Origin of the sequence: Oharaeibacter diazotrophicus (genome assembly GCF_004362745.1) — a bacterium.
Taxonomy (GTDB): Bacteria; Pseudomonadota; Alphaproteobacteria; order Rhizobiales; family Pleomorphomonadaceae; genus Oharaeibacter; species Oharaeibacter diazotrophicus.
This window is the reverse complement of the sequence record NZ_SNXY01000006.1, coordinates 486,427-513,318: the sequence shown is the minus strand read 5'-3', so window position 1 is coordinate 513,318 and position 26,892 is coordinate 486,427. Positions and strand designations below refer to the sequence as shown.

The window sequence follows — 26,892 nt, the reverse complement described above, 5'->3', positions numbered from 1 at the left end:
CTTCGACCAACAGACCTGCGCGCGAGGGCACAGCAAAGCCCCACCGCAGAACAATGAAGCCTCGAAGTTGAGTATTTTGCATTGATGCTAGTACTTTTTCAGTTCCGCCTCAATTGATTCCAAAAGCTCTCCGATAGTCGGCGTAAGGGCTTTATCTTTTGTCGTCATAAATATACCCGGCAATACCCCATCTTCGTTCAATCGCGGCAATAGTTGAGTCGTAATGTCGTCGAGTTTTATTCCGCGCGGTGAATAGTCGACCCACGCGCCGACTGCACAAGCCTCCGCATACTCTCTCGCGGGCCACAACGGGAATACCGGCACTCCGTCATCGGTAGCCGCGAGTGCCCAGCCATCCTGATACAAGCCCCAGGCCTCCTGACGATCGGCAACCACTTTTACAAAGTGTAGGAATCGCCTGTCACCCGGAAGCGCAAGCACAGCCTGCATCTGTCTTTGGTCGACGATCATGAGGACTCCCTCATCTCCGTGATCAAATATGTAAAATACTAATACAATTTGCGCTTGGCTTCATCAATTACATTCAACATTTCAGTATACTCAAATTGCCACGTGTCACGAGATGACGCGGTGAATATCTCGATCATGACCTCGCCGCGCTGGCCACGATGGAGCTCGGCAAACATCGAATCCCCCCACCAAATCTCCGCAACAACATTTTCTTGATCGGGGATGCTGGCGAGGACAATCGTAAACTTCGCGGTCATTGCTCCAGGAATCCTACGTCGTTACAACCTCGCCCATACCTTGCTCCTCCGTCGGCGAGAGGACGCGATTCCGCGAGGTTCTGGCAGACTACTTGGCGAGTCTTCACGATAGTGCTCGGACGGATCGCAGGTATGCTGACGACGATATCCTGAGCCCGGCGATTGATCGACGCAACTCCCCTTTGTGGCGCGAAAGGCACTACCCGTACGACCGCCATGATTCTGAGTCGATCCCCCTCCCCCTCGCCGACGCTCCCCCGAGGGCCCTGTTCCGAACGGAACCGGGCCCTCGTCGTTTCGGGGCTGGCCTCGCCTCGTCGAGAATCGGGAACCTTCCGGCCGGTCGGACGTTCATGAGGGCGAGGACCTTTGTCCTGATCCTCCAAGGCCCTGACTTTCAAGGCCCGGCCCGTCTCGCAGCGGTGCCGGGCCTTCTTTCGTGCGGCCGGCGTCGAATCGACGGCGACGCCTTGATCGCGGCGGACTCGGACGGCACGATCACTTCCCGTGCGTTCGCCTCCGGAGGCCGCCCTGTTCGCCCTCGCCGACATTCTCGCCGCGTCGTGGTTCCTGTTCGCGTGGCTGATCCAGTCCTGGCTCGCCGAGAGCAGCCCCTGGGCCGGGCGGTCGCTGAACCACGCCATGACGCGGGCGCGGGAGGATTGGATCCGGCAGATGAGCAAGCGCGACCTCCGGATGATCGACACCTCGATCATGCAGGGCCTGCAGAACGGCACCGCCTTCTTCGCCTCGACCTCGCTGCTGGCGCTCGGCGGCTGCTTCGCGCTGCTCAACGCTTCCGACAAGGTGCTCGCGATCGTCGCCGACCTGCCGTTCGAAATGGCCTCCGTCCGCGGCGCCTACGAGGTCAAGACGCTGTGCCTCGGGTCGATCTACGCCTATGCGTTCTTCAAGTTCGGCTGGGCCTACCGGCTGTTCAACTACGCCTCGATCCTGGTCGGCGCCGTTCCCGGCCGCGACCATGCCGGCACCCCGGAGATGGAGGCCGCCATCTTGCGCGCGACCCGTCTGGTGCAGTACGCCGGCACCCACTTCAACCGCGGTCTGCGCGCCTTCTTCATGTCGGTCGGCTTTCTCGGCTGGTACTTCGGCCCCTACGCCCTGACGGTGTCGGCGACCCTGGTGCTGATCGTCCTCGTCCGCCGGCAGTTCTTCTCGAAGTCGCGCAACGCGCTCTACGGAGCCCTGTCTTGACCATCGACCCGCGCCGCGTGAAGGCGGCGGAGATCCGCGCCCGCATGACGTCCCTCGCCGCCGAACGCGGCCCGGGCCGCAACGTCGACCCGATGGAGGTCGCCGTCGCCATCGCCGGCCACGACGAGAAGATCTGGCGCCGGCTGATGAAGCCGATCAAGGAGGAGGCCAAGCGCCTCGCCGCCGCCGGCGAGATCGTCGTGCTGCGCAAGGGCAAGCCGACCGATCCCGAGACGCTGCGCGGCCTCTGGCGCTTCCGTGCGCTCGCCGAGGGCGAGGCGCCGCCGGTGTTCGAGCCGCGCGCGGCCGCCCCGGCCCCGACCGACGAGGACGACGACCTCGACGACTTCGATTTCGACGACGACGAGGATTGATCATCCTCACCGGTAAAGCGCGGCTTCAGGGCGCCGGGAACAGTGCGTCGGTGAAGCCGCCGAAGCGGTAGACGACCAGCCCGATCCACTCCTTGACCGCGAGGTCGGTGCGCAGCAGCGACTCGCTCGCCGACTTCAGGTCGACGATGTCCGGCAGGGGATCGCCGCGATAGTCGACCGGGTAGGCGACGAGGCCGGTCCAACCGGCCGCGCGCAGGCATCCGATCGCCCGGGGCATGTGGAAGGCGGATGTGACGACGATCCAGCGCTCGCCGGAGCGCGGGCCGACGAGATCGTAGGAGAACAGCGCGTTCTCTCGGGTGTTGAGCGAGCGCTTCTCGAGCACGACGCGGTCCGGCGCGATGCCGGCCTCGGCGAACATGCGCCCGACGATGTCGGCCTCGGGCTCGAGCGCGGGCGGGGCGTCGGCGGTGCCGCCGGAATAGACCAACCGTGCGCTCGGATAGCGGCGCGCGAGGTCGATGCCGGCGGCGATCCGCTCGGCGCCGTCGATGGTCTGCGGGGTGTGGTGCATCCGGGTCGACCAGGGGTCGAGCACGCCGCCGAGAACGATGATGCCGGTCGGCGGGGTGTCGCCGAGCTCGGGAAACGGGAAGCGGCGCTCGAGCGGATTGATCAGCACGTCGCCCGCGCCGGTCCAGGCGAACACGACGAGCGCGAACAGGCCGAACAGACCGAGCCGGGTGCCGAACTTGCGGAAGCGCGTGCCGCGGGCGACCAGCCCGATCAGCATCGCCAGGATGACCGCGTTCGACGGGCGGACGGCCAGGAACGCGAGCTTGGAGAGCAGGTAGAACACGGCCGTCCCCGCCCCCTCACAGCCCTGACCGGCTCATTCCGGTTCGAGCGCCGAACCGGGGACGTCGCCGACCTTGCCCTTGTAGGAAACCTCGCACCAGCGCGCGTCGAGCAGCTTCAGCTGCTCCTTGCGGCTGCCGAACTGCCAGGCGCCGAAGGGGATCTCGCTGCGGCACCAGCGCAGCACGATGCCCTCGGCGCCGGCGGGGATCGTGCCGACGCGGCCGGCACCCTCCTTCATGTCGGCGAGCAGCGCGGTCTCGCCGCCGCCGCGGATGCGGTAGGTCATGTCGTATGGGCTCGGCGCGATCGCGAAGGCCGGCGCGGCCGACAGGACGGCCACGACCGACGCCGCCAGGACACAACGGAATCGGATCATCACGCGCCCCTCGTGAAATTGCGTCGTCGCGCCGTGGCGACGGGGCGCCGGCGCCGTGCCGGTGCCCCGTGCGGGATGCGTCAGGCGACCTCGTCCGCGGTGCCGACGATGCGGCCGACGAGGCCGTAGTCGATCGCCTCGGCCGCGCTCATCCAGTAGTCGCGGTCGGTGTCCTTCTCGATCCGCTCGATCGGCTGGCCGGTGGCGACCGAGAAGATCTTGTTCAGGCGGTCGCGCATCTTGATGATCTCGCGGGCCTGGATCTCGATGTCGGTGGCCATGCCGCCGGCGCCGCCCGACGGTTGATGCAGCAGGAAGCGGGTGTTCGGGGTGCAGAAGCGACGCTCGCGCGGCACCGAGACGTAGATCAGCGCCCCCGCGCTCGCCACCCAGCCCGTGCCGATGATGTTCACCGGGGCCGGCACGAAGCGGATCATGTCGTGGATCATGTCGCCGGATTCGACGTGGCCGCCCGGCGAGGACACGATCACGGTGATCGGGTCGGTGGCGCTCGCCTCCGAGAGGGCGAGCAGGCGGGCGGTGACGTCGCGGGCGAGCTCCTGCGAAACCTGACCGGTGATCAGCACCGTGCGCGACTTGAAGAGATACTTGTCGACCTGCGGCGCCGGCGCGGCGTCCTTGGCCTTCTCGTCCTTCTCCTCCTCGTCGTCGAGGCGGGCGAATGCCTGATCCTTGGAGATCATGGGAACCTTCTTCTCGAACTGATTCGGCGCCGGAGCTCGCGCGCGATCCTCCGCACCATGCTTACGCATGTAAGTCGCCCCCGGCAACCCGGCCAGCCCCGCCGCACCGGGCCAAGGTGAACGGCCGGTGGCGAGAAGAGCCGACCGCGCCCGGCAGCCCCCTCGCCCGATGTCAGCCCGAGACGAACTCGAGCTGCGCCCGCAGGAACAGCGCGCGGTGGCCGGTCTCGCGCATGAAGCACTCGATGGCGGCCGGGCCGGCGCCGGTGCCGCCGCCCCAGAGCGAGGCCTGGAAGGCGCAGGTGGAATCGCGCATGGCGATCCAAGCGCGCTGGCTCTCCTTCAGCGCGGTGACCTGATCGTCCTCGAGCTTGCCGACGAGCTGCTTGTACCACGCGTTGAGATTGTCGTCCCAGATGGTGGCCTCCTTGTCGAGGCAGGCGCCCATCATCGGGGTCGACTGATTGTCCGGCTCGGCGAGGCAGGGCTCGGCGACGAGGCCGACACAGACCTCGGCGACCTCGCCGTTCTGCTTCTTCTCGTCGAGGCACATGTCGATCATCTGCCGGTCGGTCTCGGTCGGCACCGCCGGATCGTCCTCGGCGAAGACCGGCGCGGCGGAGGCGAACAGCGTCGCCGCTACGAGCGGCAGCAGGCGGAGGCGGGACATCGGGTGACCTCGGGCTCGGGACGGGGCGATCAGGCGTTCGGGTCGAGTTCGCCGGTGAGGAAGCTCTTCCACTGGTCCGGCGTGCCGTAGAAGACGTTCTGGTCGACGTCGCCGCGGACGCCCGCGACCCTACCCGTCGCGGTGTGCTGCCAGAAGTGCCATTTGCGCTCGCCGTACCGCAGGGAGGGGTGTCCGGCGACCGAACGGACCCAGATGTGGTAGTCCGGGAAGGCGCCCTCGAGCCGGTCGCGGTGGAAGTCGACCGTCGTGTAGATCACCGGCCGCTTGCCGTAGTGCGCCTCGATCGCGGTCAGCCACGTCCGCATGTCGGCGAGCACCTCCTCGCGCGGCGGGCGCTTGCGGCAGGTCGGCGACAGCGGGTTCCACTCCATGTCGAGCGCCGGCGGCAGGGCGGTCGGATCGACCGGTACGTTGCGGATGAACCAGGCGACCTGATCCTCCACCGGCCGGCAGAAATAGTAGAAGTGGTAGGCGCCGCGCTGCACGCCGGCGGAGGCGGCGGCGGCGAAGTTGCGATCGAACATCGGGTCGAAGCGGTCGCCGCCCTCGGTGGCCTTGATCCAGGCGAACAGGGTGCCGGCCTGCGACACCGTCGGCCAGTCGATGTCGCCCTGGAAATAGGACACGTCGATGCCGCGCACCGGGTAGACCCCGGCCACCTCGGGCGCGATCTCGATCACCGCGCAGGCGGCGAAGGTGACGAACCCGGCCGCCGCGATCGCCGTCGCGCGGACCGCCCGCGCCAGCCGGGACGGCCGCGCCGGCGCCCTCTTCCGACCCTTGCCGGTGCGGCCCTTGCCGGCGGGGCGCCGCTCGGCGGACGGGCGGCGCGGCTTCAGCTGACGAGGATCCATGTGGCGAGCCCGAGGAACGCGAGGAAGCCGACGCAGTCCGTCACCGTGGTCACGAACACGCCGGACGCCACGGCCGGATCGACGTCGAACCGGTCGAGCGTGAGCGGGATCGCGATGCCGGCGGCGGCCGCGGCCAACATGTTGACGATCATGGCGGCGCCGAACACCATGCCGAGAGTCGGGTCGCGAAACCAGAGCCCGGCGATGCCGCCCACCAGGATCGCGAAGCCGACGCCGTTGACGAGGCCGACCGCGATCTCGCGCAGCGCGAGGCGGCCGGCGTTGTTGGCGTCGAGCTCGCGGGTGGCGAGGGCGCGCACGGCGACCGTCATGGTCTGGGTGCCGGCGTTGCCGCCCATGGACGCGACGATGGGCATCAGCACGGCGAGCGCCACCAGCTTCTCGATCGAGGCCTCGAACAGGCCGATCACCGAGGAGGCCAGGAAGGCGGTGGCGAGGTTGACCAGCAGCCAGACCGAGCGCGTCTTCACCGTGTAGACCACGCTGTCGGAGATCTCCTCGTCGCCGACGCCGGCCATGGCGCGGATGTCCTCCTCCGCCTCGGCCTGGATGACGTCGACGATGTCGTCGACGGTGATGACGCCGACGAGCCGGTCGGCGTCGTCGGTGACGGCGGCGGAGACGAGGTTGTAGCGCTCGAACTGGCGGGCGACCTCCTCCTGGTCGTCGGTGGCGCGGACGAGGTGGCGCGTCTCGGCCATGACGCCGTCGATCCGCGTCGTCCGGCGCGCCCTGAGCAGCCGGTTCAGCGGCACCGAGCCGAGCAGGCGGAAGCCGGGGTCGATCACGAAGATCTCGTAGAACTCCTCCGGCAGGTCGTCGTGGTCGCGCAGGTAGTCGATGGTCTGGCCGACGGTCCAGAACGGCGGGACGGCGATGAAGTCCGTCTGCATCCGCCGTCCCGCGGTCTCCTCCGGATAGTCGAGGCTGCGCTGCAGCGCGATCCGGTCCGGGAACGGCAGGCCGGCGAGGATCTCGGCCTTGTCGGCCTCGTCGAGGTCCTCGAGCAGGTAGACCGCGTCGTCGCTCTCCATGTCGCGGAGGCCCTCGACGACCGTGGCCGTCGGCAGTTCCTCGATGATCTGGACGCGGACGGTCTCGTCGACCTCGGTCAGGGCGGTGAAGTCGAAGTCGTCGCCGAGGAGTTCGACCAGCGGCGTGCGCAGGTCCGGCGCCAGCGCGTCGAGGAGGTCGCCGACGTCGGCCTCGTGGAGATCGCCGGCGAGCGCGCGGACGCGGTCGCGGTCGGCCGCCTCGACGGCGGCCTCCAGCATCTCGACGAAGGCGGGGTTGAGGTCGCCCTCGTCGTCGCGGAGGGGAATTGCGGCGACGTCGTCGTCGGCCGGGGCCGCGTGTCCGTCCTCGGTCATCTCGCCCCTCCCACCGGATCGCGCCCCGCCATCCGCAGCAGTACCGACGCCGCGTGACGGAAGAAAGGGCCCTCGCGCGCGAGGCGACCGGCCCCCGTGACATTTCCGCCCCGACCGGCTAGACCCTCGACGGCTTTTTCCCCCAGGGACCCGCTGCGAGATGCCCGACCTCCTCCTCGAACTCTTCTCCGAAGAGATCCCCGCCCGCATGCAGGCCAAGGCGGCCGACGACCTCCGGGCGCTGGTCACGGGCGGTCTGGTCGAGGCCGGCCTGACCTACGAGGGCGCCAAGGCCTTCGCGACGCCGCGCCGGCTCGCGCTCACGGTCCACGGTCTCACCGCCCGCTCGCCGGACCTCCGCGAAGAGCGCAAAGGCCCGCGCGTCGACGCGCCCGACGCCGCCGTCGCCGGCTTCCTGAAGAGCGCGGGGCTCGCCTCGCGCGCCGACGCCCGCGTCGTCTCCGACCCGAAGAAGGGCGACTTTCTGGTCGCCGACGTGGTCAAGCCGGGCCGGGTCGCCGAGGCGATCGTCGCCGAGGTGGTGACGCAGGTGATCCGCGGCTTCCCGTGGCCGAAGTCGATGCGCTGGGGTGCCGGCACCATGCGCTGGGTCCGCCCGCTGCACGGCATCGTCTGCACCTTCGGCCCCGAGACCGAGGAGCCCGAGGTGGTCGACTTCGAGGTCGAGGGCGTGCGCTCGGGCAACGTCACCCACGGCCACCGCTTCCTCGCCCCGGCCGCGATCAAGGTGAAGCGCTTCGACGATTACGTCCAGGCGCTGGAGAAGGCCAAGGTGGTGCTCGACCCGGCCCGCCGGCGCGACATCATCCTGCACGACGCCCGCGACCTCGCCTTCGCCTCCGGCCTCGAACTGGTCGAGGACGAGGGCCTGCTCGCCGAGGTCGCCGGCCTCGTCGAGTGGCCGGTGGTGCTGATGGGCGCCTTCGACCCGGCCTTCCTCGACGTGCCGGACGAGGTGATCCGCGCCACCATCCGCGCCAACCAGAAGTGCTTCGTGCTGCGCGACCCGGCCACAGGCCGCCTCGCCAACCGCTTCCTGCTGACCGCCAACATGGCGGCGAAGGACGGCGGCGCCACCATCGTCGGCGGCAACGAGCGCGTCATCCGGGCCCGGCTGTCGGACGCCAAGTTCTTCTGGGAAGGCGATCTCGCGATCCGCCTCGAGGACCGGCTGCCGAAGCTCGATGCCATCACCTTCCACGAGAAGCTGGGAACGCAAGGCGAGCGCGTCGGCCGCATCGCGGCGCTGGCGCGGACGATCGCGCCGCTGGTCGGTGCCGATCCGGATCTCGCCGAACGTGCCGCCCGGCTCGCCAAGGCCGACCTCGTCTCCGGCATGGTCGGCGAGTTCCCCGAGCTGCAGGGCCTGATGGGCCGCTACTACGCCACCCGCCACGGCGAGGATCCCGCCGTCGCCGCGGCGATCGAGGAGCACTACAAGCCGCAGGGCCCGTCCGACCGCGTGCCGGCCGCGCCGGTCTCGATCGCCGTCGCCCTCGCCGACAAGCTCGACATGCTCACCGGCTTCTGGGCGATCGACGAGAAGCCGACGGGCAGCAAGGACCCGTTCGCGCTCCGCCGCGCCGCGCTGGGCGTGATCCGCATCGTGCTCGACAACGGACTGCGGGTGAAGCTGACGCCGCTCGCCGGCGGCATGCCGGACCTCCTCGCCTTCTTCGCCGACCGGCTCAAGGTCCAGCTCCGCGAGCAGGGCGCGCGCCACGACCTCGTCGACGCGGTGTTCGCGCTCGGCGGCCAGGACGACCTGCTGATGGTGGTGCGGCGGGTCGAGGCGCTCGGCGCGCTGCTCGCCTCGGAGGACGGCCGCAACCTGCTCGGCGGCTACCGCCGCGCCGCCAACATCCTCAAGGCCGAGGAGAAGAAGGGCACCGCGGTCGCCGCCGCGATCGACCCGGCGCGCTTCGTGCTTCCCGAGGAGACCGCGCTGTTCGAGGCGGTCGAGATCGCCGCCGCCACCGCGCGCGCCGCCGTCGGCCGCGAGGACTTCGAGGCGGCGATGCGCGCCCTCGCCGGCCTGCGCGGCCCGGTCGACGCCTTCTTCGAGGCGGTGCTGGTCAACGACCCCGACGAGGCCGTCCGCGCCAACCGCCTCGCCCTCCTCGGCGCCATCCGCGACGCCTGCCACGCGGTGGCCGACTTCTCGCGCATCGAGGGGTGAGACGCGGTCCGGACCGGCGCGGCCGGTCCGGACGAAACGCTCCAGTGGAGCGTTTCGAGCGTCGAACGCCCGGCGCCCGCGGCGCCGGGCCGGAAGAGCGCGGCCGGCGACACGCCACGACCCGCGGCGGCCTGCGTTGACCTGCCTGCCTCGGAGTCAAGGGCCTCCTCGGCGTTCGGCTTCGCCTCACCCCCACGAGGGGGAGGGTAGAAGCGCGGCCGGCGACGGTGGAACGCCTACCCTCCCCCTTGCGGGGAGGGTCGACGGCCGGAGGCCGGCGGGGTTGGGGTTCGCTTCCATCGCCGCGACGCCCCAACCGCTGTCGAGCCCGTGGACGCCACCCCACCCCGGCCCTGCGGGCCGACCCTCCCCGCAAGGGGGAGGGTAGAAAGTCGCGGCCGGCGTCCTTGATACGCATACCCTACCGCTCGTGGGGAGGGTCGACGGGCTCGGGCCGGCGGAGCGGCGACGCATCCGCCGGCCCGAGGCCGTTCCAGCAGGTGGTGCGTGGCGACGAAACCGCCCGCCCCCTCCCCGCGTATCTCTGGCGAAAGGCGGCGCGGGGAGGTGCCGGCCCGCGAGCGTGCGGGCGCGCGACGTCGCGTGCCGGTGGAGGAGAAAGACGATGGTTCTGCGCGTGTTCCAGATCCCGGTGGCCGTCGCGGTCGGCGTCCTCGCCCTGGTCCCGTCGCCCGCGTGGGCCGCCGCTCCGGTGGCCGCGTGCTTCTCGAGCTGCATGAAACCCTATGCGCCGACGTCGGACGACTACTTCCCCTTCGCCGACCACGTGAAGGCCTGCCGCGACCGCTGCGACGCCGCCACGCTCGACGCCATGCGCGCCGACGGCAGCTACGCCGCCTACGCGTCCTGCGAGCGGGCCCCGCTCGACAAGGCAGACTTCCGGGCCCTGCGCGCGGCCAACGCGTCGTGGCAGTCGCAGTTCAACGTGTTCCTGTGGGACGTGCGCAACGTCTTCCCGGACCGGGTGCTGACCGGCATCACCGTGCGCACCCAGGACATGAACCTGATCGACGTCGATCTCGAGGCCGTCGGGGTGATCCCGCCCGGCGCCACCGGCACCTTCGTGATCCCGGACTTCTTCGACGGCTATCCGGCGGTGCGCTACGCCACCAAGGTCACCTCGGTCACCGCCTGCCGGATCAAGTGAGGACGCGATCCGGCGTCGCCGGATCCGCCACGGCGACCCTCTGCCCTCACGGGCCGGCGGCGGTCTCGACCGGGGCGCGGACGCCGCCGAGGGAGACCCAGTCGCGGCCGCCGTCGCCCTCGCGCTTCACCCAGGTGTAGCCGGTGCGGTACCACGGCAGCACGGCGTCGACGCGGTTGTCGAGCACGAGGTCGCCGGCGTCGGTGCGCACCAGCAGGACGGCGTGGCCCTCGCCCTCCGGGTTGATCACCATGGCCATCCGCATCGCCCGCTCCGGCAGGCCGGAGGCGGCGAGTTCGCGGCGCTTCTCGATCTGGATGTCCTCGCAGTCCCCGCGGCCGTCGCGGGGATAATCCCAGCGGTCGGATACGCCCCAGTGGTCCTGGTCGGTGACGGCGACGATGCGGGCGTTGACCGCTGTGTTGACGGCGCGGATCGTCTCCAGCACCCGATCGGTCAGCGCCACCAACCGCGGCTGGCTCGGATCGACGCGGCAGGAGGCGGGGTCGATCCGGCAGAAGGCGGTCCACGCAGGCATCGGCCGTGCCGCGGCGCCGTCGGCGAGACTGTCGCCCTCGACGATGCCGGGCGTGCCGGCCGCCGGCGCCTCCGCGGTGGCGCAGCCGAGCCCGGCGACGAGGACGATGGCGCCGAGACGACGCAGGACGGCGGGAAGCCGTGTACGACCCTCATCCAACGACACGCCCATGCCGACCTCGCCCGGAATCCGTCCTCCGGGCGAGGATGACAGCGCGACGTCGGCGCATCAATCCTCGGACAAACCTGGATCAACGTTCCTGGCGCGGAATTGTTCCGGCGCCACACGTGAAAAATCCGCCCGGCGCCGTCGCCATGCGAGGACCGTGCCGGATCCGCGGGCGGCGGATCCGGCACGGTCGGCGGCGGGCGTCAGGGCGTGGTGGTACCCGGGGTCGTGCCGGTGCCGCCGGCGGGCGGCGTCGCGGGCGCCGGCTCGGTCGGAGCGGGGGTCGCCGGAGCCGGAGCGGCCGGGGCCGGCGGCGGCGCCGGTTCGGTGGCGGCCGGCGGGGGCGGAGGCGTCGTCGCGGCCGGCGGCGGCGCGGTGGTGGTCGGAGCCGGCGGCGGCGGCGGATTCGGCGGCCCGCCGCGCTGGTAGCCGAACAGGTAGACGAGCGCGATCACGATCAGGATCGCGACCAGCAGGAGGATCCACGTCGTGGGGCGTGAACCGCCCGACGGCGGCATTCTGTCCTGGGCCATGGTGTTCTCCGGGCACGAGGATGGCGGAAGCGGAAGCCTCCGCGTGTCCAACACGCGGGCCGCCCCGACGTTTCCCGCCCCCTCGCCGGAACTGCCCGGCGCGGCGGCGGACTGCCTGCATCTTAGGCGCAATTGCGCCGATTGTCGGACCAGACCGACGCAGGCCGCGACCGTTCCGCCCGCGCTGCCGTAACCGACCGTAAACAAAGGGTTGGCAGGATCCGTAAAGTGTCATGCCGACCGCGCATGACTGGGGGGCGGTTCGCCGGAGCGATTCGGCCTTGGATCCGCCACGGATCGGCGTACAAGATTGAAGCGTTTCAAGTCACGGTCTCCCCGCCATGAGCCCTCCCTCCGCGGCCGCCGCCACGGCCGACGTCGCCCCCGTTCTGCCGTCCGTTCCGCGCCTCGCCGCGCCGGCCGTTCCCACCGGAACGCTGCCGGCGATCGCGTTCATCGTCGCCTCCACCGTGTTCTTCTGCGCCGGCGACATCGCGGCGAAGACGCTGGCGGACACGCTGCACGGCATCGAGATCACCTTCCTGCGCTTCCTGCTGTTCGCCTCGCTGATGGTGCCGCTGGTGCTGGTCACCCGCGGCCCGACCGGGCTGGTGGCGCGGGCGCGCGGGCTGCAGGTGACGCGCGGGGCGGCGCTGGCGGGGGCCGGAGCGCTGTTCATCGTCGGGCTGGGCAGCCTGCCGGTGGCGGAGAACACCGCGATCGCCTTCCTGTCGCCGCTGTTCGTGACGGCGCTGTCGATCCCGCTGCTCGGCGAGACGGTGGGGATGCGGCGCTGGATGGCCGGGCTGGTCGGCTTCTGCGGGGTGATGCTGATCGTGCGGCCGGGCTCGGACGCGTTCCAATTCGCCGCGCTGCTGCCGATCCTGTCGGCGGCGGTCGGTGCCTTCGGCACCGTGCTGACGCGCAAGATGCCGGCCGATGCGCCGGAAACCACGCTGGTGTGGTCGTCGGTAGTCGGGCTGCTGGTGCTCTCGGTGGCGATGCCCTTCGTCTGGGTGACGCCGAGCCTGGACGACCTGCCGGCCATCCTGGCGAGCGGCCTGTTCTCGACCCTCGGTCACGTCTGCGTCGTGCTCGGCTACCGGCGCGCGCCGGCCTCGCTGATCGCGCCCTTCTCCTACACGCAGCTGCCGACCGCCTGCCTGTTCTCCTACCTGGTGTTCGGCATCCTGCCGACCGCCTGGACGATCGCCGGCATCGCCGTCATCGCGGCGAGCGGGCTCTACACCGCCCATCGCGAAAGGGTGCGTGCGGCGAACTGATCACACCCGCCGAAAACCAAACGGGGGCCATGCGCGTTTGCCCTCGTCAGGGATTACGCGGCGTGAACGATCGTGTAGAAAGTCGATCGATCGCCGTCGCGTGCGGCGATCGGGAGACGACCACCTTTCCTCGCATCCTCGCGTTTCCGAACGATCCCCGTTCCCCCGCCGGCGTCCGCCTGCGGGAAGCCTTCCGTGCCGCGTTCCTCCGGAGCCTGAAATGACCCGCGTCGCCGTGTTCTCCGCCCTGGTCCTGTCCTGGTTCGCCTTCGCCATCGCCTCCTACGGACAGATCGATTCGGCCGAGGCGCAGGTCGCCGGCGGCTACGCGGCGCCCGTCGCCGCGCACTGACGCGGGCGATCCCGGCCGCGGATCCCGCGCCGGACCGTCCCGTAACGGCGGTTGCGTTCGCCGCCGGTCTCCGTCGATCCTGGCGACGCCGCGGGGAGGCCCTCCCCGCGCCGGCCACCGACGGGACGGGACCTCTCCTTGACCCTCTACTCGCTGAAGCCGCGCTTCCAGGCGCTGCTGCGTCCGCTGGTCCGGCGCCTCGCCGCCGCCGGCGTCACCGCCAACCAGATCACGCTCGCCGCCTGCGCCGGCTCGCTCGCCCTCGGCGTCGCCCTCGCCGCCGCGCCGCTGCCGGCCGCCGCCTTCCTCGCCGTGCCGGTCTGGCTGTTCGTGCGGATGGCGCTCAACGCCGTCGACGGCATGCTCGCCCGCGAATTCGGCCAGCAGAGCCGCCTCGGCGCCTATCTCAACGAGCTCTGCGACGTCGTCGCCGACGCCGCCCTCGCCCTGCCCTTCGCCGTGCTGCCCGGCTTCGGCGCCCTGCCGGTGGCGGTGGCCGTGGTCTCGGCCCTCGTCTCCGAATATGCCGGCGTGATGGCGCCGATGGTCGGCACCGCCCGACGCTACGACGGCCCGTTCGGCAAGAGCGACCGCGCCCTCGCCTTCGGCGCGCTCGCCGCCTGGGTCGGGCTCGGCCTGCCGCAGCCGGACTGGATCTGGTGGGCGATGCCGGCGATGGCCGTGCTGTCCGTGGTCACGACGGTCAACCGCGTCCGCGCCGGGCTCGCCGCGCCCGCGAGGTCGTCGTGAAGGGCCCCGTCGCCCGCCTCGCGGGGGCGGTGGTCACCGCCTTCGCGCGGGTCGTCACGGGCGTCCGCGGCGACTGGCGCGGCTGCCTGCCGTCGGCCCGGCCACGGATCTACTTCGCCAACCACGCCAGCCACGGCGACTTCGTGCTGGTGTGGTCGGTGATCCCCGCCGCGTTGCGCCGGCGCACCCGCCCGGTCGCCGGCGCCGACTACTGGGACCGCGACGCCGTCCGCCGCTTCCTCGGCCGCGACGTCTTCGACGCCGTGCTGATCGAGCGCGACCCGGCCCGCCGCCGCGGCGATCCGGTCGCCGACATGATCGCGGCGATCGACGGCGGCGCCTCGCTGATCCTGTTCCCCGAGGGCACCCGCAACCTGACCGACGCGCCGCTGCTGCCGTTCAAGGCCGGGCTCTGGCACGTCGCGACGGCGCGGCCCGAGGTCGAGCTGGTGCCGGTCTGGATCGAGAACCTCAACCGCGTGCTGCCGAAGGGCGCGCTGCTGCCGGTGCCGCTCCTCTGCACCGTCACCTTCGGCAAGCCGATCGCACCCGCCGACGGCGAGGACCGCCACGCCTTCCTCGAGCGCGCCCGCGCCGCGCTCGTCGCCCTCCGCGCCCGGGAGACCGACCGATGACGTCCGCCACGCGCGAGGTGGTCGCGCTGTTCGCCGGCCTCGCCGGCCTGCTCGCGATCGCCTCCACGGTCGCCGCCGTGCTCGCCCGCCGCGCCGGCGACAGGCCGAGCCCGACGATCGAGAACCTCGTCGCCCGCATCAACGCGTGGTGGGTGATGGTCGGCCTGCTCGCCGTCGCCTTCCTGTTCGGCCGCGCCGGGGTGATCCTGTTGTTCGCCTTCGCCTCCTTCGCGGCGCTGCGCGAGTTCCTGACCCTCACCGACACCCGCCGCGGCGACCACCGCGCCCTCGCCGCCGCCTTCTTCGTCGTGCTGCCGGTGCAATACTGGCTGATCTGGATCGACTGGTACGGGCTCTATTCGATCTTCGTGCCGGTCTACGTCTTCCTCCTGCTGCCGATCGTCGTGGCGCTGTCCGGCGACACCACCCGCTTCATGGAGCGCGTCGCCGAGATGCAGTGGGGCGTGATGGTGGCGGTGTTCTGCGTCGGCCACGTGCCGGCGCTCGTCACCCTCGACATCCCCGGCTACGAGGGCCGCGGCCTGATGCTGATCGCCTGGCTGGTGCTGGTGGTGCAGTCGTCCGACGTGCTGCAATACGTCTCCGGCAAGCTGTTCGGCCGGCGCAAGGTGGCGCCGTCGCTGTCGCCGTCGAAGACGTGGGAGGGCCTCGTCGGCGGCGTCGCCGGTGCGGTGGCGATCGGCACGGCGCTGTGGTGGATCACGCCCTTCGCGCCGCTCCACGCCGCGGCGATGGCGCTGGTGGTCTGCGCCATGGGCTTCTTCGGCGGCCTCGTGATGTCGGCGATCAAGCGCGACCGCGGCGTCAAGGACTGGGGCCGGATGATCGAGGGCCACGGCGGCATGCTCGACCGGCTCGACAGTGTCGTGTTCGCCGCGCCGATCTTCTTCCACCTCGTCCGCTACTGGTGGACGGTGTGACCCCGCGCCGTCACGACGCGGCGGCGGCCGCGAGCACGGCGAGGCCGCGCTCGGTGAGGGACCAGTCGTCGGACGCCCGCACGGCGAGGCCGAGGCTCTCGAGCCGGTCGAGGATCTCCTCCTCGAACACCAGCCCGGCCATCTCCTCGGCGATGTAGGCGAGCGCCCTCCGCTCCGATTCCGTCAGCCCGTCCATGCCCCGAATACATCCGACAACGGCGGCGCCAGTCCACCCGAATCGTCCCCCGCTCAGCAATACTACGAAGGGGGTTGAACGATACAGCCCCAAGCGGGGCATGGCGCCGACACGCCGGCGCCGCGGGCGGCCGTCAGAACAACGCCTCGCCGGCCATCAGTGCCAGCACCAGGAGCACCAGGAAGATCGCCAGGAACAGCGCGAACAGCAGTCGCGCGATCCGCCCGGCCACGGCCGAGACACCGGTGAAGCCGAATACGCCGGCCACGATGGAGATCACCAGGAAGATCAGCGCCCACTTCAGCATCGTCCGCATTCCCCTCGTCGCGGGTTCCCCCGGGAACCACCGGCGCGCGGGCTTTCGCCGCCGAGCGCCATTGCTGGAACGAGGGCGCGGCCGCGTTTGTTCCCGCGCGACCAATGGCGTCTTGCCGTCGGGCGCTCCCATCGGTCACACCCGGGGCGACCGGAGGATCCCGCCGATGGCCCGCTTCAATCTCGCCGCCCACGTCCTCGCCCGTGCCGCCGAACGGGCCGGCCATCCGGCCCTGATCGTCGCCGGCGGCCCCGACGGGCGCATCCTCGAGCGCTGGACCTACGCGGACGTCGCCGCCGCGGTGGCCGGGACCTCCGGAGCGCTGGCGGCCTACGGCCTGCCGCGCGGCAGCCGCGTGCTGCTGCGCGTCGGCAGCACGCCGTTGTTCCCCATGCTGTTCTTCGGCGCGATCGCCGCCGGCCTCGTGCCGATCCCGACCTCGGTGCAGCTCACCGCCGCAGAGGTCGAGACCATCCTCGCCGACAGCGGCGCCCGCCTCGTGCTCGCCGACGGCTCCGGCCCCGTGCCGGCGGCGCGGCAGGGGGTGATCGTGGTGGCCGGTGCGGCGCTGGAGCGGCTCGCCGCCGGCCCGCGCGCCGACTTCGCCGACACCGACGCCGAGGACCCGGCCTTCCAGGTCTACACCTCCGGCACCTCCGGCCGGCCGAAGGGCGTCGTCCACGCCCAGCGCGTCGTGCTCGGCCGGGCGCCGATGCTGGAGGGCTGGTACGGCCTCGCCGAGACCGACCGGCTGTTCCACGCCGGCGCGTTCAACTGGACCTACACGCTCGGCGCCGGCCTGATGGATCCCTGGACCCGCGGCGCCACCGCCATCGTCCACCTCGCCGACGGCGAGCGCCCGCCCGCGCTCTGGCCCGACCTCCTCGAAGCGGTCGACGCGACGCTTTTCGCAGCGGTGCCATCGCTCTATCGACGGATCCTCAAGTACGGCGACATCGGGCCGCATCGGTTTCAGACCCTGCGCCACGGGCTCACCGCCGGCGAGGCGCTGAAGGCGTCGCTCCATGCCGAGTGGACGGCGCGCACCGGCCGGCCGCTCTACGAGGCGCTCGGCATGAGCGAGATCTCGACCTACGTGTCGTCGTCGCCGACGGTGCCGGTGCGTCCCGGCAGCCCGGGCCGGCCGCAGGCGGGCCGCCGTGTCGCGGTGCTGCCGGTCGATACGGACGGGGGTTCCGAACCGCTGCCGGCTGGCGCCGTCGGCGTCCTCGCTGTGCACCGCTCCGACCCCGGCCTGATGCTCGGCTACCACGGCCGGCCCGAGGAGACCGCCGCCGCTTTCCGCGGCGACTGGTTCCTGACCGGCGACCTCGCCCGCTTCGACGCCGACGGCTACCTCTGGTACGAGGGCCGCGCCGACGACCAGATGAACGCCTCCGGCTACCGCGTCGCGCCCGAGGAGGTCGAACGCGCGCTCGCGGAGAACCCCGACGTCGCCGAGGTCGCGGTCGCCGAGACGCTCGTGGGCGAGATTTCGCTGGTCACCGCCTTCGTGGTGCCCCGCCCCGGCGCGCCGCGCGATCCGGAACCCTATGCCGCCCACGCCGCGGCCCGGCTCGCCGACTACAAGCGCCCGCGCCGCTGGGTCTTCGTCGAAGAATTGCCGCGCACGGCCTCGGGCAAGGTGCTGCGCCGGGCGCTGCGGGGAGCTTGATACCAGTCTCGCAAAGCCCCGACTCGTCGGGACTTTGCGAGGTCTCGGCCATCCGGCCGGCGCCCGGTCGGGCGAGGTACGAGAGCCCTCGAACGCAGAAGGCCCGGCCGCTCGCGCGGGCCGGGCCTTCCGGATCCGATCTCGAAACGGCGAAACCGTCAGCCGACGATCTCGGTCTCCGAGAACCAGTAGGCGATCTCCTGGGCGGCGGTCTCGGGGGCGTCCGAGCCGTGCACCGAGTTCTCGCCGATCGACAGCGCGAACAGCTTGCGGATGGTGCCCTCGGCGGCGTTGGCCGGGTTGGTGGCGCCCATCACTTCGCGGTTCTTGGCGATGGCGTTCTCGCCCTCGAGCACCTGCACGATGGTCGGCGCCGACGACATGAACTCGCAGAGCTCGTCGAAGAACGGACGGCCCTTGTGGACGGCGTAGAAGCCCTCGGCCTGACGGCGCGACATCCACACGCGCTTGGAGGCGATCACGCGCAGGCCCGCTTCCTCGAGCTTGGCCGTGATCGCGCCGGTGAGGTTGCGCCGGGTCGCGTCCGGCTTGATCATGGAGAAGGTGCGTTCGATGGCCATCGCGGTCGACCTCATGTTCGCCTCGACGAGAGGCGGATTGACGGAACTCTGTTCCTCGAGAGTGACCGGCTTATAGCCGCGCCGCCGATCCCCTTCAAGCCCGCCCGACCGGGTCGGCGACCGCCTTGGCGGAGCGCGGTTTTCCGCCCTTCGGACCCGGCAGGAGGCGCAGCAGGCGGTCGGCGGCGAGCACGGCGAGTACCGAGACGTAGCCGTCGATCGCGTAGTGCCAGCCGAGGTGGACCGAGCCGAACAGGATCGTCGCCGTCCACGCCCACGCGATCCCGCGCCGGCGCGGCGCCGCCTCGCCGACCGCCAGGGCGACGAAGACGGCGAGGCCGAGGTGGACGCTCGGGAAGGCCGAGATGCCGGTGCCGATGTCGAGCCGGCCGGCGTCGTGGAGCGCGAGCAGGTAGTCGCGCAGGCCCGCCGTCGACAGCACCGCGTCGCTGCCGCGGTCCATCGCGGCCGTGATCGTGGCGAAGCGCGCTTCGTCGCCGCCAAAGCGGCCGTAGAACAGCGGCCCGGCCGAGGCGAACAGGCGGGCGGCCACGTTGCCGAGCCCGACCAGGACGAACAGATAGAGCAGGATCAGCCGGCTGCGCGAGCGGTCGAAGCCGCGGGCGAGGACGATCCAGGCGGTGACGATCGCCACCGTGCCGGTCCAGACCACGAAGTAGTTCAGTTCGACAAGCCGCACCAGCCACGGCGCATCGACGAGGCGGTGCAGCGCGGTCCCGACGTCGCCGCCGTGGAGGCGGGCGTCGAGGTCGGCGAGGGTGCGGTCCCAGCCGCCGGGTCCGCCGAGCGGGATCAACCGCTTCAGCGTCGAATAGGTGGCGTTGTCCCAGTGCAGCAGTGCCAAGGTCAGCGCCGCTGTGGCGAGGCGGGGACGTTTCTCGGGCGCGAACTCGGCGGCGAGCGCGGCGAACGAACGCCGGGCCGGGATCGCCAACGCCAACGCGACGAGCCAGCCGGCGATCGCCAGCGGCACCACCAGCACGGTGGTCGCGGCGGTGCGGGCGAGGAACCACAACGTCTCCGGCACCCCGGCGGCGTCCGAGGCCGCGACCAAGGCGAAGCCGCCGATCGCGTAGAGCGCGAGGGCGGCGAGCGCGACGCGGTCGGCGGCGAGCCGTTCGACGAAGGCGGCACGGAACGGCCGCGCCGCGGCGGCGCGCCGTCCGCCCGGCGGCGGCAGGACCAGGATGCCCGGCATCTCGGGGACCGGAGGGCGTCCGCTGTCGGAGGCCCCGCCGCCACGCCCGGGAGGCGGCAGGTCACCGACATTACGGGACGTCCTCGGGGCGCCCTGCTACTCCCGGATGGGATATGGCCATACCGTTGACGCCGTCGCGGCGACGATTTGGCCGGCTCGGCCGCCCCGGCTCAGGCCGCGGCGACCTCGCGGAGGAAGCGGTCGATGCCGGCGCGGAGGCGGTCGGCTTCCTCGTTGGTGCGCGCGGAGGCGTCGAGGACGCTGCGCGAGCACTCGTCTGTGCGCCCGACGCCGGCGTCGACGCCCGTGAGCAGGCGGCTCGCGGTGCGGGTGCCGTCGGCGGCGTCCTGGACGTTGCGGGCGATGTCGGCGGTGGCGGCGCGCTGCTGGTCGACCGCCGCGGCGATGCCGGTGGTGACCTCGCTGACGTCGCGCATGGTGTCGGCGATGACGCGCACCGCGGCGACCGCGTCGGCCGTTGACGCCTGGATGCCGGCGATCTGCGCCGAGATCTCGCCGGTGGCGTCGGCGGTCTGGCGGGCGAGCGACTTCACTTCGGCGGCGACGACCGCGAAGCCCTTGCCGGCCTCCCCGGCCCGGGCCGCCTCGATGGTTGCGTTGAGGGCGAGCAGGTTGGTCTGCTGCGCGATCGCGGTGATCAGGCCGACGACGTCGCCGATCTTGGCGGCGGCGGCGTCGAGGGCGAGGATGCGGTCGTTGGTGGTCTGTGCGCCCTCGGCGGCGGCGGCGATCTTGTCGGTGGCGGCCTGGACGCTCCGGCCGATCTCGACGATCGAGGCGGCGAGTTCCTCGGCCGCGGCGGCGACGAGGTTGACGTTGGAGGCGGCACTGTCGGAGGCGGAGGTCGCGGAACGGGTGCTGCCGAGCGCGTCGGCGGCGGCCTCGGCGAGCACGCGGGCGGTGGCGTCGAGCACCGCCGTGGTCTCGCCGACCCGACCGAGCGCCTCGACGACCTCGCCGCGGAAGCGCTGGATCATGGCGTCGACGCCGTGCTGGCGGGCGTCGCGGCGGGCGGCGTCGGCGGCGCGGGCCTCCTCGAGGCGGTGACGCTCGATGGCGTTGTCGCGGAACACGGAGACGGCGTCGGAGATCTGGCCGATCTCGTCGCGGCGGGCGGCCCGGCGCACGATCACCGAGGTGTCGCCGCGGGCGAGGCGCAGCATCACCTGCGCCATCTCGCCGATCGGGCGCGACACGAAGCGGGCGATCAGCACCACCACGACGACGGCGCAGAGGATCGCCAGCACGGTGACCGCCACCATGTTCCAGCTGGTCCAGGCCTGCTGGCTGCGGGCCGATTCCTGGCGGAGCACGGAGATATCGGCGATTTTGGCGGTGGTCGTCGACGCCGCGGCGAGCGCCGCGGTCTCGGCGGCGGCATAGTCGGCGGTGGCGGCGACCAGCGCGGCGAAGCCGGTGCGAACGGCCTCGAGGCCGGTCTCGAGTTCGGCCTTGCCGGTGGACTTGGCGATGATCTTGGCGAAGCCGCCGGCCTTGGCGAGCAGGGCCTCGACGGTCTTGCGGTTGTCGTCGGAGGGGCCGAGCAGGTAGCGCGCGGCGGCGCCGTCGACCGCCTTGACGAGGTCGCCGAAGTTGCGCGCCATGCCGGCGGCGACCTTGGCCTTGGAGCGGGCCTGGTCGCTCGCGGCCTTGTTGGCCTCCTCGGCGGCGATGCGGTCGTGGAAGCGCACGCCGAGTTCGCCGGCCCGCCGGGCCGCCTCGCCGAGCGCCGAGGACAGCGCCGGCGCCGTCGCGGCGTCGAAGCCGACGGCGGCGATCGTCTTCATCTGCGCGCCGAGCGCGGCGACCTCGGCCTGGGTGCCGGTGGCGCCGCTGAGGTCCTGGATCACCCGCATGCTCTCGCCGGCCCGGGCGACGGCCGCCGCGGCGGCCTCGGCCCCGCCGCCGCCCTCGGCGAAGGCGAGCCGCGCCTCGAGCAGGTCGGAGCGCATGCCGCCGGCCGCCTCGGTCAGGCGCCGCAGGGTGTCGCGGTAGGTGGTGACGGTCGCGGAGGCGATCTCCTGCTGGTCCATGGCGGCGGCGCTCGCCTTCTCGGCGTCGGCGACGCCGGCGGCGAGATCGCGCGTCGCAGCCGTCAGGCCGTCGCGCGCCTTCGACAGGGCGGCGTAACCGTCGGCGAGACGGCCGATCGCGGCCCGGAGCGTGGCGAGTTCGCCCTCGACGTCGGCGCGCTGGGCGTCGGACAGCACGGCGGCGGCGACGTCCGCCGTGGCGCCGTCGATCGAGCGCAGCGCCTTGTCGAGCACCGCCGGGTCGTGCCGGCCGATGAACGCACCGACCGAGCCGGCGGCGTCGCCGACCTCGGTCAGCGCGCTCGCCGCCGCACTGGTCTGCTCGACCGCGAGACCGAGTTGGCGGGTGCCGTGCAGGCCGATCGCCCCGACGACACCCGACAGGAGCGCCATGGACGCCAAGCCGATGCCGATCTTGAACCCGATCGACGACGCGAACCGCGACGCCATGCCGCCACCTCCCGACTGGCGCGGTGGCCACCACCGCAAGATGGCGTTAACTCTGACCTCCGACTGGCAAACGAACCGTTATCGACGCGGCCCCTCATGCGCGAAACGCAATATGCGCGACGCGGAATGTCGTCAGCGCGCCACCAGCGCCCGGCAGCGGTCGTACCAACCGGTCAGCGCGACGTCGCCGCCGAGCCAGTCGAGGTCGATCACCCGCATCAGCCACGTGACGCTGCCGTAGAGGATCGCGTCGACGTAGAGCGGCGAGTCGCCGCCGAAATAGGGGCCGTGGGCGAGCACGTGGCGCATCGGTTCGAACACCTTGCGGTAGCCCGGCAGGCGCGCCGCGTGGTCGGCGAAGGCCTCCTCGAGGCTGCGCCCGAGCCGCGCCTCGCGGGTAGAGCGGAAATAGGCGCGGTCCTCGGGCTTCAGCCTGTCGTGGATCGCCTTGGCCATGATCGGCATCGCCTCGGCGTGGATGACCCGGAAGGCGTAGGATTCGAAGAAGCGCGCCGCGGCGCGGCCGCCCGCGCCGGGCTGGAACAGCGCGGGTCCCGGGTAGCGGGCCTCGAGGTGCTCGGCGATGGCGAAGCTGTCGACCACCACCGCGTCGCCGTCGACCAGCACCGGCACCGTCTTCGTGACGCCGCCGCCGAGGATGCCGGGGATGTCGGTGAAGCCGACCGGCACGGTCTCGTAGTCGAGCCCCTTCAGCGCCAGGGCCATCTTGACCCGGCTGGCGTAGGGGCTCGGACGGGTGTCGTCGGCGAGCGCGAGGTCGTAGAGGCGGATGGTCACGGTGCGGATGCTCCCTGTCGGACGTCGATGTCCCGCGCGGCGGGCAGTGTGCCCCGCCGGCCCGGCGGGGGGAAGCGCCGCGACCGTTCCCCCCTTTCCGGGATGGACAAATCCGCGCGATTTTCGCCTATCATCCCGGCCCGCTGGAGACGCGCGGCGCGGGCCGCCGTCCCGACGACGACATCCGGGGGCGGATCTTGAGGATCACGAACACGATCGCCGGCGCCTTGGCGCTGGCCGCGACGGCCGTGCCGGCGCTGGCGGCGGACCCGTTTCCGGGTCTGACCGCCGATCAGGTCCAGGGCACGGTCGACTACGTGCGCGGCAACGGCCTGCACACGCTGTTCCACGAATCGGGCCACATGCTGATCGCCGAGTTCGGCCTGCCGGTGCTCGGCCGCGAGGAGGACGCGGTCGACAACCTCGCCACCATCGTGCTGCTCGCCGAGCGCAAGGACGTGTTCGATCAGGCGCTGGTCGACACCGCCGACGGCTTCTGGCTGCAGTCGGAGGAGGCGGGCGACGCCTCGACCGGCGCCGAGGGCGACGATTCCGCCTATTACGACGAGCACGGCCTCGACCTGCAGCGCTCCTACGCCGTCGTCTGTCTCGCCGTCGGATCGGACGCGGAGCGCTTCTCCGACCTCGCCGACACCTACGAACTGCCGGCCGAACGACGCGAGCGCTGCGCCGGCGAGTTCGCGAAGGTGTCGCGGTCGTGGGACGCCGTGCTGAAGCCGCACTGGCGTCCCGAGGGCGAGCCGAAGGCGGAGATCCGGGTGGTCTACGAGCCGGCGAAGGACGCGTCGCTGGCCTGGGCCGCCGACGAGGTCAGGACCAGCCGCATCCTCGAGGTCGTCGCCGAGGCGATGTCCTCGCGCTACGCCCTGCCCCAGGGCCTCACCTTCCGCGCCGCCGCCTGCGGCCAGCCGAACGCCTTCTGGGACCCCGACGCCCGCGAGGTGCTCTACTGCTACGAACTGGTCGACTGGTACCGCCGCCAGTCGGTCGACTGGTACCACGCCCACCCCGACGAGGACGCCGGGGACGGCGAGGACGCCTCCGCCGACGCGGGCGGTGAAGCCGTCCCGGAAGGCGCCGACGGCGCGCGCACCTACACCAAGGCCGCCAAGCCGACGGAATACGGCAAGGCGCAGAAGAACTGAGGACCGGACCCGCATCTACCCTCCCCCTCGTGGGGAGGGTCGGCCCGATGGGCCGGGGTGGGGTGGCGCGGCGTTCCGGGGATCTGCGCCCCGACAGGTCGACGGGATGCTGCGCCGAAGTTCCGCGCCGGGCGTCGGCGCTACCCCACCCCGCCGGCCTTCGGCCGTCGACCCTCCCCACGAGGGGGAGGGTAGATGAACGACCCGCGACGGCGCCATTGGCTACCCTCCCCCACGTGGGGAGGGTCGGCCCGAAGGGCCGGCGTGGGGTGGCGCGGCGTTCCGGGGACTTGCGCCCCGACAGGTCGACGGGATGCTGCGCCGAAGTTCCGCGCCGGGTGTCGGCGCTACCCCACCCCGCCGGCCTTCGGCCGTCGACCCTCCCCACGAGGGGGAGGGTAGATGGACGACCCGCGACGGCGCCATTGGCTACCCTCCCCCTCGTGGGGAGGGTCGGCCCGAAGGGCCGGGGTGGGGTGGCGCGGCGTTCTCGGGGCTTGAGCGCGGCGGGTCGACACGGTTCCAGCGTGTCGGCCACAAAGCGTCGGCGCTACCCCACCCCGCCGGCCTTCGGCCGTCGACCCTCCCCACGAGGGGGAGGGTAGATGGACGACCCGCGACGGCGCCAATGGCTACCCTCCCCCTCGTGGTGAGGGTCGGCCCGAAGGGCCGGGGTGGGGTGGCTGCCGCGGGCTCGACGCCCCCGCCCCCCTGCCCTCAGCCGCGCGCCGACAGCGGGATCACGTTGTGCAGGACCTCGTCGGCGGTGTCGAAGAACTTGCGCAGCTTGCGGGCGGCCTGACGGATGCGCTGCTCGTTCTCGACCAGGGCGAGGCGGACGTACTCGTCGCCGTGCTCGCCGAAGCCGATGCCCGGGGCGACGGCGACGTCGGCCTTCTCGATCAGCAGCTTTGAGAACTCGAGGCTCCCGAGCTCGCGGAACTTCTCCGGCAGCTTGGCCCAGGCGAACATCGAGGCGCGCGGCACCGGGATCTCCCAGCCGGCGCGGCCGAAGCTCTCGACCATGACGTCGCGGCGGCGCTTGTAGGTCTGGCGGACCTCCTCGATGTGCGCGTCGGCGTCGGGATCGTTGAGAGCGGCGGTGGCCGCCACCTGGATCGGGGTGAAAGCGCCGTAGTCGAGGTAGCTCTTGACCCGCGCCAGCGCCGCGATCAGCCGCTCGTTGCCGACGGCGAAGCCCATGCGCCAGCCGGCCATGGAGAAGGTCTTCGACATCGAGGTGAACTCGACGCAGACGTCCATCGCGCCGGGCACCTGCAGGATCGAGGGCGGCGGCACGCCGTCGAAGTAGATCTCGGAATAGGCGAGGTCCGACAGCACGAAGATGCCGTGCTTGCGCGCGAAGGCGACGACGTCGCGGTAGAAGTCGAGGTCGACGACCTCGGCGGTCGGGTTGGAGGGGTAGCAGACCACCAGCGCGATCGGCTTCGGCACCGTGTGCATCACGGCGCGCTCGAGGGCGTGGAAGAACTCCGGCCCGGGCGTCACCGGCACCGAGCGGATCGCGCCGCCGACCATCAGGAAGCCGAAGGCGTGGATCGGGTAGGACGGGTTCGGGCACAGCACCACGTCGCCCGGGGCGGTGATGGCCTGCGCCATGTTGGCGAAGCCCTCCTTGGAGCCGAGCGTCGCCACCACCTGGGTGTTCGGGTTCAGCTTCACGCCGAAGCGGCGATCGTAATAGGCCGCCTGGGCCCGGCGCAGGCCGGCGATGCCGCGCGAGGCGGAATAGCCGTGGGTATCGGGGCGCTGCACCGTCTCGACCAGCTTGTCGACCACGTGCTTCGACGTCGGCAGGTCCGGGTTGCCCATGCCGAGGTCCACGATGTCGGCGCCGGCCGCTCGCGCGCTGGCCTTGAGCCGGTTCACCTGCTCGAAGACGTAGGGCGGGAGGCGCTTGATCTTGTGGAACTCGTCGTTGCTCATGGCTCGTGCCTTCGGAGGATCGGACCACCGCGCCGGTGCACCCGGACGCGGTTCGTCGTGCCCGCGTCGAAGCGGGGGCACGCTTTTACCACTGCCGCCGCGCGATCCCCAGCGGAAATCCGGGGCGCGGCGCGCGGCATTTGGTTCAGTTCGCCGGCGCCGCCGCCGTCGCGGGACACGTGCCGTCGGCGCCGCGCGCCGCGCCGCCGGCGCAGGGGGCGGCGGCCGGAGCCGGCATGCCGCCGGCCTCCTGGAGCAGCGCGCGCGCCTCCTCGTTCTGCTGCTGGCGGATCACGGTCAGCGCCATCGCCGGTCCGAGGCCGTCGTCGGCGCGGGCCCCGCGAGCGGCGAGCGCCGTGCCGGAGGCCGACAGCGTCTGCTGCAGTTCGGCCTGCTCGCCGGCGCTGCGCACCTGCGGCGGCGCCCGGTCGTCGCCGGCGACGGTGGCGACGTCGACGAAGTCGGTCGGTCCGCTCGAACAGGCGGCGAGCAGCAGCAGCACGGCGGCGAGCACGGCGCGGCGCGGCCCGGCGGGGGCGGTGGTCGTGGACGTCAAGGCGTGCCCCTCTCTCGGCGGACAGTCGTAGTCCGATGGTCGCGGATGCGTGGTAACGGCAGTGTAAATACTCTCGCCGGCAACTTGCATCCGAAGGTGTACCGGGGATGCGAGCGGCGGCGTTGTCAGGTTATCATGGTGCATCGCCGGGCGGGATCACCGTTCGGGGAGGCCCCGTGAACGACGGGGGAAGACCGACCCGGAACCGGGC

The 26,892-nt window shown here is 71.7% G+C and carries 29 protein-coding genes; 11 read left to right on the top strand and 18 right to left on the bottom strand.

What is annotated here, in order from left to right; genetic code table 11:
• Positions 1 to 87: 87 nt before the first annotated feature.
• Positions 88 to 471, bottom strand: coding sequence for a DUF2750 domain-containing protein (locus tag EDD54_RS02575; protein WP_126536853.1), 384 nt, complete (start codon positions 469 to 471; stop codon positions 88 to 90).
• 38 nt (positions 472 to 509) lie between these two features.
• A complete protein-coding gene (locus EDD54_RS02570) occupies positions 510 to 728 on the bottom strand; it encodes a hypothetical protein (RefSeq protein WP_126536855.1) in 219 nt (72 codons plus the stop codon).
• Positions 729 to 1,235: 507 nt separating this feature from the next.
• Here EDD54_RS02570 and EDD54_RS02565 point away from each other — a divergent pair.
• Entirely contained in the window at positions 1,236 to 1,943 is a 708-nt protein-coding gene (locus EDD54_RS02565) for a DUF599 domain-containing protein (RefSeq protein WP_126536857.1), read from the top strand.
• Complete coding sequence (locus tag EDD54_RS02560; protein WP_245515621.1) at positions 1,940 to 2,317, top strand: DUF3253 domain-containing protein; 378 nt, start codon at positions 1,940 to 1,942, stop codon at positions 2,315 to 2,317. The genes EDD54_RS02565 and EDD54_RS02560 overlap by 4 nt, the downstream gene beginning before the upstream one ends.
• 25 nt (positions 2,318 to 2,342) lie before the next feature.
• On the opposite strand, the gene EDD54_RS02555 is transcribed toward EDD54_RS02560, so the two are convergent.
• The 6 genes from EDD54_RS02555 to mgtE all read right to left on the bottom strand — a co-directional run bounded on the left by EDD54_RS02555 (position 2,343) and on the right by mgtE (position 7,155).
• On the bottom strand, positions 2,343 to 3,137 hold the full coding sequence (locus EDD54_RS02555) for a YdcF family protein (RefSeq protein ID WP_126536859.1): 795 nt from the start codon (positions 3,135 to 3,137) through the stop codon (positions 2,343 to 2,345).
• Positions 3,138 to 3,170: 33 nt separating this feature from the next.
• Positions 3,171 to 3,515, bottom strand: coding sequence for a hypothetical protein (locus EDD54_RS02550; RefSeq protein ID WP_126536861.1), 345 nt, complete (start codon positions 3,513 to 3,515; stop codon positions 3,171 to 3,173).
• An 80-nt stretch (positions 3,516 to 3,595) separates the two neighbouring features.
• Positions 3,596 to 4,219, bottom strand: a complete 624-nt coding sequence (locus tag EDD54_RS02545) for an ATP-dependent Clp protease proteolytic subunit (protein ID WP_126536863.1) — start codon at positions 4,217 to 4,219, stop codon at positions 3,596 to 3,598.
• 172 nt (positions 4,220 to 4,391) lie between these two features.
• Positions 4,392 to 4,889 (bottom strand): lysozyme inhibitor LprI family protein, encoded by a 498-nt coding sequence (locus EDD54_RS02540; protein ID WP_126536865.1) that lies wholly within the window; start codon positions 4,887 to 4,889, stop codon positions 4,392 to 4,394.
• 29 nt (positions 4,890 to 4,918) lie between these two features.
• A complete protein-coding gene (locus EDD54_RS02535; protein WP_126536867.1) occupies positions 4,919 to 5,764 on the bottom strand; it encodes a glycoside hydrolase family 25 protein in 846 nt (281 codons plus the stop codon).
• Positions 5,746 to 7,155 (bottom strand): magnesium transporter, encoded by a 1,410-nt coding sequence (gene mgtE, locus EDD54_RS02530; protein ID WP_126536869.1) that lies wholly within the window; start codon positions 7,153 to 7,155, stop codon positions 5,746 to 5,748. Before mgtE ends, EDD54_RS02535 begins: the two co-directional genes overlap by 19 nt.
• A 160-nt stretch (positions 7,156 to 7,315) precedes the next feature.
• Here mgtE and glyS point away from each other — a divergent pair, with 160 nt between their 5' ends.
• Positions 7,316 to 9,355 carry a glycine--tRNA ligase subunit beta gene (gene glyS / locus EDD54_RS02525; RefSeq protein ID WP_126536870.1) on the top strand — a complete coding sequence of 680 codons (2,040 nt, stop codon included), beginning with the start codon at positions 7,316 to 7,318 and terminating at the stop codon, positions 9,353 to 9,355.
• A gap of 625 nt (positions 9,356 to 9,980) precedes the next feature.
• Positions 9,981 to 10,523 (top strand): hypothetical protein, encoded by a 543-nt coding sequence (locus tag EDD54_RS02520; protein WP_126536873.1) that lies wholly within the window; start codon positions 9,981 to 9,983, stop codon positions 10,521 to 10,523.
• A 46-nt stretch (positions 10,524 to 10,569) separates the two neighbouring features.
• On the opposite strand, the gene EDD54_RS02515 is transcribed toward EDD54_RS02520, so the two are convergent.
• On the bottom strand, positions 10,570 to 11,232 hold the full coding sequence (locus EDD54_RS02515) for a transglutaminase-like cysteine peptidase (RefSeq protein WP_126536875.1): 663 nt from the start codon (positions 11,230 to 11,232) through the stop codon (positions 10,570 to 10,572).
• 200 nt (positions 11,233 to 11,432) lie between these two features.
• Positions 11,433 to 11,762: a hypothetical protein gene (locus EDD54_RS02510; protein WP_126536877.1), complete on the bottom strand. Its 330-nt coding sequence runs from the start codon at positions 11,760 to 11,762 to the stop codon at positions 11,433 to 11,435.
• 341 nt (positions 11,763 to 12,103) lie between these two features.
• Here EDD54_RS02510 and EDD54_RS02505 point away from each other — a divergent pair, with 341 nt between their 5' ends.
• The 5 genes from EDD54_RS02505 (at position 12,104) to EDD54_RS02490 (ending at position 15,723) form a co-directional block, all read left to right on the top strand.
• On the top strand, positions 12,104 to 13,045 hold the full coding sequence (locus tag EDD54_RS02505; RefSeq protein WP_126536879.1) for a DMT family transporter: 942 nt from the start codon (positions 12,104 to 12,106) through the stop codon (positions 13,043 to 13,045).
• Between the two features lie 220 nt (positions 13,046 to 13,265).
• Positions 13,266 to 13,397, top strand: a complete 132-nt coding sequence (locus tag EDD54_RS23620) for a hypothetical protein (RefSeq protein ID WP_281008908.1) — start codon at positions 13,266 to 13,268, stop codon at positions 13,395 to 13,397.
• Between the two features lie 138 nt (positions 13,398 to 13,535).
• Positions 13,536 to 14,147: a CDP-alcohol phosphatidyltransferase family protein gene (locus EDD54_RS02500; protein WP_126536881.1), complete on the top strand. Its 612-nt coding sequence runs from the start codon at positions 13,536 to 13,538 to the stop codon at positions 14,145 to 14,147.
• Positions 14,144 to 14,782 carry a lysophospholipid acyltransferase family protein gene (locus EDD54_RS02495; protein ID WP_126536883.1) on the top strand — a complete coding sequence of 213 codons (639 nt, stop codon included), beginning with the start codon at positions 14,144 to 14,146 and terminating at the stop codon, positions 14,780 to 14,782. Before EDD54_RS02500 ends, EDD54_RS02495 begins: the two co-directional genes overlap by 4 nt.
• Positions 14,779 to 15,723 carry a phosphatidate cytidylyltransferase gene (locus EDD54_RS02490; RefSeq protein ID WP_126536885.1) on the top strand — a complete coding sequence of 315 codons (945 nt, stop codon included), beginning with the start codon at positions 14,779 to 14,781 and terminating at the stop codon, positions 15,721 to 15,723. The genes EDD54_RS02495 and EDD54_RS02490 overlap by 4 nt, the downstream gene beginning before the upstream one ends.
• Before the next feature lie 10 nt (positions 15,724 to 15,733).
• On the opposite strand, the gene EDD54_RS02485 is transcribed toward EDD54_RS02490, so the two are convergent.
• Positions 15,734 to 15,919, bottom strand: a complete 186-nt coding sequence (locus tag EDD54_RS02485) for a hypothetical protein (protein ID WP_126536887.1) — start codon at positions 15,917 to 15,919, stop codon at positions 15,734 to 15,736.
• Between the two features lie 133 nt (positions 15,920 to 16,052).
• Positions 16,053 to 16,226, bottom strand: coding sequence for a DUF1328 domain-containing protein (locus EDD54_RS02480; RefSeq protein ID WP_126541730.1), 174 nt, complete (start codon positions 16,224 to 16,226; stop codon positions 16,053 to 16,055).
• A 175-nt stretch (positions 16,227 to 16,401) separates the two neighbouring features.
• On the opposite strand from EDD54_RS02480, the gene EDD54_RS02475 reads away from it, so the two are divergent.
• Entirely contained in the window at positions 16,402 to 17,910 is a 1,509-nt protein-coding gene (locus tag EDD54_RS02475; RefSeq protein ID WP_126536889.1) for an acetate--CoA ligase, read from the top strand.
• 158 nt (positions 17,911 to 18,068) lie between these two features.
• Here EDD54_RS02475 and ndk read toward each other — a convergent pair whose 3' ends face one another.
• The 4 genes from ndk to EDD54_RS02455 all read right to left on the bottom strand — a co-directional run bounded on the left by ndk (position 18,069) and on the right by EDD54_RS02455 (position 23,012).
• The gene (ndk, locus tag EDD54_RS02470) at positions 18,069 to 18,491 is read right to left on the bottom strand and encodes a nucleoside-diphosphate kinase (protein ID WP_126541731.1); all 423 of its coding nucleotides are present in this window, start codon (positions 18,489 to 18,491) and stop codon (positions 18,069 to 18,071) included.
• Positions 18,492 to 18,585: 94 nt separating this feature from the next.
• Positions 18,586 to 19,710, bottom strand: a complete 1,125-nt coding sequence (locus EDD54_RS02465) for a phosphatase PAP2 family protein (RefSeq protein ID WP_126536891.1) — start codon at positions 19,708 to 19,710, stop codon at positions 18,586 to 18,588.
• 170 nt (positions 19,711 to 19,880) lie between these two features.
• Positions 19,881 to 22,214, bottom strand: coding sequence for a methyl-accepting chemotaxis protein (locus EDD54_RS23135; RefSeq protein WP_126536893.1), 2,334 nt, complete (start codon positions 22,212 to 22,214; stop codon positions 19,881 to 19,883).
• A gap of 132 nt (positions 22,215 to 22,346) precedes the next feature.
• A complete protein-coding gene (locus EDD54_RS02455; protein WP_126536895.1) occupies positions 22,347 to 23,012 on the bottom strand; it encodes a glutathione S-transferase N-terminal domain-containing protein in 666 nt (221 codons plus the stop codon).
• 197 nt (positions 23,013 to 23,209) lie between these two features.
• Between EDD54_RS02455 and EDD54_RS02450 the strand changes: the two genes are divergently transcribed.
• Positions 23,210 to 24,178 carry a DUF4344 domain-containing metallopeptidase gene (locus tag EDD54_RS02450; protein WP_126536897.1) on the top strand — a complete coding sequence of 323 codons (969 nt, stop codon included), beginning with the start codon at positions 23,210 to 23,212 and terminating at the stop codon, positions 24,176 to 24,178.
• 717 nt (positions 24,179 to 24,895) lie between these two features.
• Here the strand turns inward: EDD54_RS02450 and EDD54_RS02445 are convergent.
• Positions 24,896 to 26,125 (bottom strand): LL-diaminopimelate aminotransferase, encoded by a 1,230-nt coding sequence (locus EDD54_RS02445; RefSeq protein WP_126536899.1) that lies wholly within the window; start codon positions 26,123 to 26,125, stop codon positions 24,896 to 24,898.
• Between the two features lie 145 nt (positions 26,126 to 26,270).
• A complete protein-coding gene (locus EDD54_RS02440) occupies positions 26,271 to 26,681 on the bottom strand; it encodes a hypothetical protein (protein ID WP_126536901.1) in 411 nt (136 codons plus the stop codon).
• Positions 26,682 to 26,892: the final 211 nt, after the last annotated feature.

Excerpts from the sequence above, each read along its gene's own strand:
- EDD54_RS02575 (WP_126536853.1), bottom strand. The coding sequence starts at position 471 with ATGATCGTCGACCAAAGACAGATGCAGGCTGTGCTTGCGCTTCCGGGT.
- EDD54_RS02570 (WP_126536855.1), bottom strand. The coding sequence starts at position 728 with ATGACCGCGAAGTTTACGATTGTCCTCGCCAGCATCCCCGATCAAGAA.
- EDD54_RS02550 (WP_126536861.1), bottom strand. The coding sequence starts at position 3,515 with ATGATCCGATTCCGTTGTGTCCTGGCGGCGTCGGTCGTGGCCGTCCTG.
- EDD54_RS02545 (WP_126536863.1), bottom strand. The coding sequence starts at position 4,219 with ATGATCTCCAAGGATCAGGCATTCGCCCGCCTCGACGACGAGGAGGAG.
- EDD54_RS02540 (WP_126536865.1), bottom strand. The coding sequence starts at position 4,889 with ATGTCCCGCCTCCGCCTGCTGCCGCTCGTAGCGGCGACGCTGTTCGCC.
- EDD54_RS02535 (WP_126536867.1), bottom strand. The coding sequence starts at position 5,764 with ATGGATCCTCGTCAGCTGAAGCCGCGCCGCCCGTCCGCCGAGCGGCGC.
- mgtE (WP_126536869.1), bottom strand. The coding sequence starts at position 7,155 with ATGACCGAGGACGGACACGCGGCCCCGGCCGACGACGACGTCGCCGCA.
- glyS (WP_126536870.1), top strand. The coding sequence starts at position 7,316 with ATGCCCGACCTCCTCCTCGAACTCTTCTCCGAAGAGATCCCCGCCCGC.
- EDD54_RS02520 (WP_126536873.1), top strand. The coding sequence starts at position 9,981 with ATGGTTCTGCGCGTGTTCCAGATCCCGGTGGCCGTCGCGGTCGGCGTC.
- EDD54_RS02515 (WP_126536875.1), bottom strand. The coding sequence starts at position 11,232 with ATGGGCGTGTCGTTGGATGAGGGTCGTACACGGCTTCCCGCCGTCCTG.
- EDD54_RS02510 (WP_126536877.1), bottom strand. The coding sequence starts at position 11,762 with ATGGCCCAGGACAGAATGCCGCCGTCGGGCGGTTCACGCCCCACGACG.
- EDD54_RS02505 (WP_126536879.1), top strand. The coding sequence starts at position 12,104 with ATGAGCCCTCCCTCCGCGGCCGCCGCCACGGCCGACGTCGCCCCCGTT.
- EDD54_RS23620 (WP_281008908.1), top strand. The coding sequence starts at position 13,266 with ATGACCCGCGTCGCCGTGTTCTCCGCCCTGGTCCTGTCCTGGTTCGCC.
- EDD54_RS02490 (WP_126536885.1), top strand. The coding sequence starts at position 14,779 with ATGACGTCCGCCACGCGCGAGGTGGTCGCGCTGTTCGCCGGCCTCGCC.
- EDD54_RS02485 (WP_126536887.1), bottom strand. The coding sequence starts at position 15,919 with ATGGACGGGCTGACGGAATCGGAGCGGAGGGCGCTCGCCTACATCGCC.
- EDD54_RS02480 (WP_126541730.1), bottom strand. The coding sequence starts at position 16,226 with ATGCTGAAGTGGGCGCTGATCTTCCTGGTGATCTCCATCGTGGCCGGC.
- EDD54_RS02475 (WP_126536889.1), top strand. The coding sequence starts at position 16,402 with ATGGCCCGCTTCAATCTCGCCGCCCACGTCCTCGCCCGTGCCGCCGAA.
- ndk (WP_126541731.1), bottom strand. The coding sequence starts at position 18,491 with ATGGCCATCGAACGCACCTTCTCCATGATCAAGCCGGACGCGACCCGG.
- EDD54_RS02465 (WP_126536891.1), bottom strand. The coding sequence starts at position 19,710 with ATGCCGGGCATCCTGGTCCTGCCGCCGCCGGGCGGACGGCGCGCCGCC.
- EDD54_RS23135 (WP_126536893.1), bottom strand. The coding sequence starts at position 22,214 with ATGGCGTCGCGGTTCGCGTCGTCGATCGGGTTCAAGATCGGCATCGGC.
- EDD54_RS02445 (WP_126536899.1), bottom strand. The coding sequence starts at position 26,125 with ATGAGCAACGACGAGTTCCACAAGATCAAGCGCCTCCCGCCCTACGTC.